This window comes from Paenibacillus sp. 598K (genome assembly GCF_003851045.1).
Lineage (GTDB): Bacteria > Bacillota > Bacilli > Paenibacillales > Paenibacillaceae > Paenibacillus_D.
Genome location: NZ_BFBX01000235.1, coordinates 1 through 340 on the forward strand (window position 1 = coordinate 1; position 340 = coordinate 340).

The following is a 340-nucleotide window of genomic DNA, read 5'->3' on the forward strand; positions in this document are numbered from 1 at the left end:
GCTCGGTGAGCGGCAGCGACGGCGTCTCGCCGCCCGGCTGCTCCGGCGCCCCGCCGGGCGTCTCTCCCGGATCGCCGCCCGTACCAGGCGGCTCGTACGCTTCGAGCCGCCGGATGCTGCGTGTCTCGCCGCCGCTGCCGAGCAGCAGCTCGTAGAGACCGCGCTCGGTCTCCAGCGTCAGCCGATAACTGTCCGAGAGCCGATCAAGTCGGATGATCTCGCCGCCATACTGTTCGAGCACCCGCTCGCTCACCTCAGAGGAGGTCAGCGTCGTCGCAGTCTCCTGTCCCGACCGCAGCAGCAGGATGCCGGCCGCCGCTGCCAGCGCCAGCAGCAGCAC

General features: G+C 71.2%; 1 protein-coding gene. It reads right to left on the bottom strand.

The window, feature by feature from the left end; all coding sequences use genetic code 11:
* A partial coding sequence (locus PA598K_RS34785) for a hypothetical protein (RefSeq protein ID WP_376739118.1) occupies window positions 1-340 on the bottom strand: 340 nt, incomplete at both ends.